Source organism: Polaromonas sp., assembly GCF_029945895.1.
Lineage (GTDB): Bacteria > Pseudomonadota > Gammaproteobacteria > Burkholderiales > Burkholderiaceae_C > Polaromonas.
Genome location: NZ_JAQSDL010000023.1, coordinates 1 through 4816, shown reverse-complemented (window position 1 = coordinate 4816; position 4816 = coordinate 1). Strand labels below are relative to the sequence as shown.

7 protein-coding genes and 1 pseudogene are annotated in these 4816 nt (G+C 65.4%); 3 read left to right on the top strand and 5 right to left on the bottom strand.

Annotation, left to right across the window (positions count from 1 at the left end):
• A partial coding sequence (locus tag PSV33_RS02475; RefSeq protein WP_300558204.1) for an NAD-binding protein occupies positions 1-216 on the top strand: 216 nt, incomplete at its 5' end.
• Between the two features lie 99 nt (positions 217-315).
• Here PSV33_RS02475 and PSV33_RS02470 read toward each other — a convergent pair.
• From PSV33_RS02470 to PSV33_RS02460, 3 genes are all read right to left on the bottom strand, one after another.
• Positions 316-972 (bottom strand): BON domain-containing protein, encoded by a 657-nt coding sequence (locus PSV33_RS02470; protein WP_300558209.1) that lies wholly within the window; start codon positions 970-972, stop codon positions 316-318.
• Positions 973-999: 27 nt separating this feature from the next.
• Positions 1000-1596, bottom strand: coding sequence for a phosphoheptose isomerase (locus PSV33_RS02465; RefSeq protein ID WP_300558201.1), 597 nt, complete (start codon positions 1594-1596; stop codon positions 1000-1002).
• A gap of 110 nt (positions 1597-1706) precedes the next feature.
• Positions 1707-2162: a YraN family protein gene (locus PSV33_RS02460; RefSeq protein WP_300558198.1), complete on the bottom strand. Its 456-nt coding sequence runs from the start codon at positions 2160-2162 to the stop codon at positions 1707-1709.
• Between the two features lie 50 nt (positions 2163-2212).
• On the opposite strand from PSV33_RS02460, the gene rsmI reads away from it, so the two are divergent.
• The gene (gene rsmI, locus PSV33_RS02455) at positions 2213-3052 is read left to right on the top strand and encodes a 16S rRNA (cytidine(1402)-2'-O)-methyltransferase (RefSeq protein ID WP_300558206.1); all 840 of its coding nucleotides are present in this window, start codon (positions 2213-2215) and stop codon (positions 3050-3052) included.
• A gap of 21 nt (positions 3053-3073) precedes the next feature.
• Here rsmI and PSV33_RS02450 read toward each other — a convergent pair whose 3' ends face one another.
• The gene (locus PSV33_RS02450; RefSeq protein WP_300558195.1) at positions 3074-3565 is read right to left on the bottom strand and encodes a hypothetical protein; all 492 of its coding nucleotides are present in this window, start codon (positions 3563-3565) and stop codon (positions 3074-3076) included.
• 111 nt (positions 3566-3676) lie between these two features.
• Here PSV33_RS02450 and PSV33_RS02445 point away from each other — a divergent pair, with 111 nt between their 5' ends.
• Positions 3677-4279, top strand: coding sequence for a DUF938 domain-containing protein (locus tag PSV33_RS02445; RefSeq protein WP_300558193.1), 603 nt, complete (start codon positions 3677-3679; stop codon positions 4277-4279).
• Here the strand turns inward: PSV33_RS02445 and PSV33_RS02440 are convergent.
• Positions 4276-4816, bottom strand: a pseudogene (locus PSV33_RS02440) (DNA polymerase III subunit epsilon); the annotation flags it as partial. The gene PSV33_RS02445 and the pseudogene PSV33_RS02440 overlap by 4 nt on opposite strands.

Below are 4816 nucleotides of genomic sequence, written 5' to 3'. Positions count from 1 at the left end.
CTCGACAACCGCGGCAAGACCATGGTGGCCGACAAGTTCGACTTCGGCTTTGCCGTGGACTGGATGCGCAAGGACCTGGGCCTGGTGCTCGACGAAGCCAAGACCAATGGTGCGCGGCTACCGGTCACGGCGCTGGTGGACCAGTTTTACGGCGATGTGCAGGCCATGGGCGGGCAGCGCTGGGACACGTCCAGCCTGATCCGCCGTTTGAAATAACTCGGTGCGATAAGCCGGTGTAGCGCGCCATAGGCGCCTGCCCACCATAAAAAAGGCCGGTGCAAACACCGGCCTTTTTTGTAGCCTGCGTAGCGGGGATCAGCCGCCGCTGCCTGCCGGACGTGTTGCCGTGGCCGGCTTGGCCGCCCCTGGCGTCAAGCTGCGCAGTTCGTCTTCGGTGATGATTTCAAGAATACGCACCACCTTCTGCACGCCGCGGGCGCCGCGGACGATGTCCGTGGCCCGGTCCGCTTCGCGCTGTGTCACCCGGCCCATCAGGTAGACCGTGCCGCGCTCCGTGACAACCTTGAAGGCGTTGGCATAAATGTCCCTGGAGTCGATCAGCAGGGCCTTGACCTGGCCGGTGATCAACACATCGGAGGAGCGCTGTACCAGCGTCGGGCTGTTGATGATGCCCAGTTCATTGACCACCGAGGCCACGTTTTCCACCCGCGACACGACCTGCTCCACCAGCTTCTTGTCCTGCTCGTTGAGCACCTCGCCGGTCAGCAGCACCTGGCGGTTGTAGCTGGTCACACTGACCCGCGCCCGGCTGCCAACGTTGTCGCGCAGACGGGCCATGGCGCGCAGTTCGATGCCTTCGTCTTCAAGCTGGGCACCCGAGGTGCGGCGGTCAATGGCAACCATCGCACCGGCAGCCGCGCCGCCCAGCATCAGCGGGAAGCAGGCGCTCAGGCCGCTGCCGAGCAGCGCAGCGGTGCAAACAGTCAGCACCAGCCTCTGGTACGGTCGCATGGTCGCAAAAATGGCTTTGACGGTCATTTATGTATTCTCCTGGTCACCAAGTAATTGGGCATCCACGCCATCACAAATACAGTGAAGGGCCAGCAGATGAACTTCCTGAATGCGGGCGGTCCGGTCGTGCGGCACGCAGATGTGCACGTCGGTCTCGCGCAGCGCGGCACTCATTTTTCCGCCGCTCTTGCCGGTCAGCGCCACCACGGTCATCTCGCGTTCGTGGGCCGCCTCGATGGCCGCCAGCACGTTGGCCGAGTTGCCGCTGGTGCTCAGCGCCAGCAGCACGTCGCCAGCGCCGCCGAGCGCGCGAACCTGCTTGGAAAAAATCACGCTGAAGTCGTAGTCGTTGGCGATTGCCGTGAGGATGGAGCTGTCGGTGGTCAGCGCAATCGCGCCCAGCTCAGGCCGCTCGCGCTCAAAACGTCCGACAAATTCGGCTGCAAAATGCTGCGCATCAGCCGCCGAGCCGCCGTTCCCGCAGGCCAGCACCTTGCCGCCGCTGGTTACGCTGGCCAGGATGGCCTGCACCGCTGCGGCAATCGGCTTGGATAAAACCTGCGCGGCCTGGTACTTCAGGTCGGCGCTGTCAATAAAGTGCTGTTCAATGCGTTGTTCGAGCATGGGTCAATGATACCGGGTCAGATTTTCAATCAGCGCCTTGCAGCCTCTCCGGCCCGCCAGACGCAATGCATGGTTACAAAATGGGTACGAAACGGCCATGTGCAAGCGGCTCAATCCGCCTCGAAGGCACCGCGCAGCCATTCCACCGCCACCGTGTCGGGCGCATCCATCCGGCCCTGCACCGTGACGACATCAAAACGGCAGGGTGGCAGGCTGGAAAACCGCATCAGATAATGCCGTGCCGCAAAAACGATGCGCCGCTGCTTGATGACGCTGATACTGGCCGCCGCACCACCGTGCAACATGCTCCTGCGCTGGCGAACCTCGACAAACACCAGGGTGCCATCGGGGGCGCGCATGATCAGGTCCACCTCGCCGCCGCCGCGCCCAGGGGTTCGATAATTGGACTCGACCAGCGTCAACCCGGCGCGCCGCAGATGCGCCAGTGCCAGCGATTCCGCCGCATCTCCCAGGCGCTTGGTGGTAATCTGCCCGGGCTGCTCTGCCGCATCAGCGGCGGCGCCACTCAGTGGCCCTTTTGCAACCTGTTTTCTGGAAAACCACATTGAACGCTTCCTTTGACCTGGCCCTGCCCGCTGCGCGTGCTGCGGCAGGCATGCAGCATTATCCCGAAGCTGCGCTGTATGTGGTGGCCACGCCCATCGGCAACCTGTCGGACATCAGCCTGCGCGCGCTGCATGTGCTGCAGCTGGTGCATGCCATCGCCTGCGAAGACACGCGGCATACCCAGACGCTGCTGCGCCAGTACGGCATCGACAAGCCGCTGCTGGCCGTGCATGAACACAACGAAGCCCAGGCGGCGCTGCTGGTGATCGAACGCCTGCAGCGCGGCGAACGCGTCGCCTATGTCAGCGATGCCGGCACCCCGGCCGTCAGCGACCCGGGCGCGCGCCTGGTGGCGGCCGTGCGCGCCGCCGGGTTGACCATTCTGCCGCTGCCCGGTGCCAGCAGCGTGACCACCGCGCTGAGCGTGGCCGGCATCAGCGGCGGCTCGGGGTTTGTGTTTGCCGGCTTCCTGCCGTCCAAGGCGATGGAGCGGGAGCAGGCCGTGCAGGCGCTGCAAACCGACGCGCGTGCCGTCGTCATTCTCGAAGCGCCGCACCGCATGGAAGCGCTGGCACGCGCCATGGCGCCGCTGGGTCACCGGCTGGTCACGGTCGGCCGTGAGCTGACCAAGCAGTTTGAGGAAATCGCCACCGTCGCAGCGCAGGATCTCAGCGCCTGGCTGGCTGCCGGCAGCCAGCGCACACGGGGCGAATTTGCGTTGGTGCTGCACCCCGGCGAAGAGGCGCGGGCCCAGGACGACGGCCACCGTGTCCTGCAGTTGCTGCTGGCCGAGTTGCCTCTCAAAACCGCCGTCAAACTGGCCGCCGACATCACTGGCGCGCCGCGCAATGAGTTGTACGAGGCCGCCCTTCAGCTGAAAAAAGGCTGAGGCGCTGCTGAGGCGCTGCGTTCAGTCCCGGTCGTTGGGCGCGTTCACGAACTCCATGCCGGGATGGGCTTTCTGCACCACCTGGTTGTTGTCCAGATAAACCCAGTAGAAGAGGTCCTGCAGGTCGTACCAGCGGTAGGTCAGGATGTCGCCCGGCCAGGAGGCCACCCGGTCGACAAGGGTGGGCCGCCCGAACTCGCGCAGCACATCGTCACGCGTCCATTTGCCGGGTTCGATGCGCGCAAAATCCCTTGCGTTGAGAACCTGCCGGACGCTGGACACGCGGCCCGAGGCATCCAGGTCCACCATGAAGGCAAACTGGCCGGTGGGCTGGCCGGAATACTGCAGGCGTGTGCCCTGGGGGATGGCCACCACGGCGCCTGGCGTGCCCACGCGCGCCACCACCTCGCCCTGCGACATGCCCGGCTGGACGGCACTGAAGGGATGGAGCGCGCAGCCACTGAGCCAGAGCAGGCTGGTCGCCAGAATAAAAAAAAGCTTGGGCAATCGCATGGCAGGTCCTTGGGTTGAGTGGCCGCTGTGTTTGTTATACACCTCTCCCGGTTGCAGGATTCGACCCGACCTGGCCCCGGCGGTTCCCCCGCACAGCGACAATCATCACCTATGGACAAGCCCCACGCGCCCGCCACCGACAGAAACCGCGACCCTATCCTGGACGTCCTGCGCGAACGTTTTGCCGACCGGCGCTCGGTGCTCGAGATCGGCAGCGGGACCGGCCAGCACGCGGTGTATTTCGCGGGCGCCCTGCCCTGGCTGCGCTGGCAAACCTCGGATGTGGCCGGCAATCTGCCGGGCATGCAGCTCTGGCTGGATGAGGCCGGGCTGCCCAATACCCCCGCGCCCGTCGCGCTGGACCTGCGCCAGGACTGGCCCGATGTGTCGTTTGACGCGGTGTTCAGCGCCAACACCCTCCACATCATGGGCTGGCCTGAAGTGCAGCGGCTGTTCCAGGCGCTGGACCGGCAGATGCCGCCGGGCGGGTTGCTCACGGTGTATGGCCCCTTCAACTATGGCGGCCGCTTCACCAGCGACAGCAATGCCGCCTTCGATGCCTCCCTGCGTGCCGGCAACCCCGCCAGTGGACTGCGCGATGTCGAGGCGGTCCATGCCCTGGCGGCCACGGCCGGCCTGCAACTGCTGGAAGACCGGGCCATGCCAGCCAACAACCGTTGCATCACCTGGCAGCGCAGCCCGGACAGTTTCTAAAGCGCCCTGGGTTCGACCTTGCCCGGTCGCAGCGAATAACGATTGCCCGCGTCCAGGCGTTCCACCTGGACACGCGCGGTGCGGTTGCCGTACACCGACGCCTTGAGCCATTCACATTCGGCCTGCAACTGCGCCTCGTCACCCAGGCGGGTGTGCCACACCCGGTGTTCCCCGTCCCAACGGTAGCCCCTGGCCTTGAGCAGATCCTTGGCCTCAAACGGTGCGGCGGTTGCCTGCAGCCGGTAGCCGGGCCTGGCCGCGACAGTCAGCAACTGTGCCAGCCCCGTCTGACCGGACACCGGCAGCGGGCTGGCCAGCACCGCCAGCAACGCGTGGCAGTCCATCTCGGCGCGGTGCGCATCGTAGAACCAGCCGAGTTCCAGCGCCAGTTGCGTGAGTTTGGCAGAGCCTCGGCCTTCTTTTTTCCAGTCCAGATCGGCGAACGAACAGGCCCAGGGCCGCTGCGCAAATTGCGCCAGCCGGGCCTCGACAAACGGACGGTCAAAGCCGGCGTTGTGGGCGATCACCAGGTCCGCA

What these genes read in the sequence shown, in the direction of transcription:
- rsmI (WP_300558206.1), top strand. Translation starts at nt 2,213, where the DNA reads ATGCAGCATTATCCCGAAGCTGCGCTGTATGTGGTGGCCACGCCCATC.
- PSV33_RS02470 (WP_300558209.1), bottom strand. Translation starts at nt 972, where the DNA reads ATGCGACCGTACCAGAGGCTGGTGCTGACTGTTTGCACCGCTGCGCTG.
- PSV33_RS02465 (WP_300558201.1), bottom strand. Translation starts at nt 1,596, where the DNA reads ATGCTCGAACAACGCATTGAACAGCACTTTATTGACAGCGCCGACCTG.
- PSV33_RS02445 (WP_300558193.1), top strand. Translation starts at nt 3,677, where the DNA reads ATGGACAAGCCCCACGCGCCCGCCACCGACAGAAACCGCGACCCTATC.
- PSV33_RS02450 (WP_300558195.1), bottom strand. Translation starts at nt 3,565, where the DNA reads ATGCGATTGCCCAAGCTTTTTTTTATTCTGGCGACCAGCCTGCTCTGG.
- PSV33_RS02460 (WP_300558198.1), bottom strand. Translation starts at nt 2,162, where the DNA reads ATGTGGTTTTCCAGAAAACAGGTTGCAAAAGGGCCACTGAGTGGCGCC.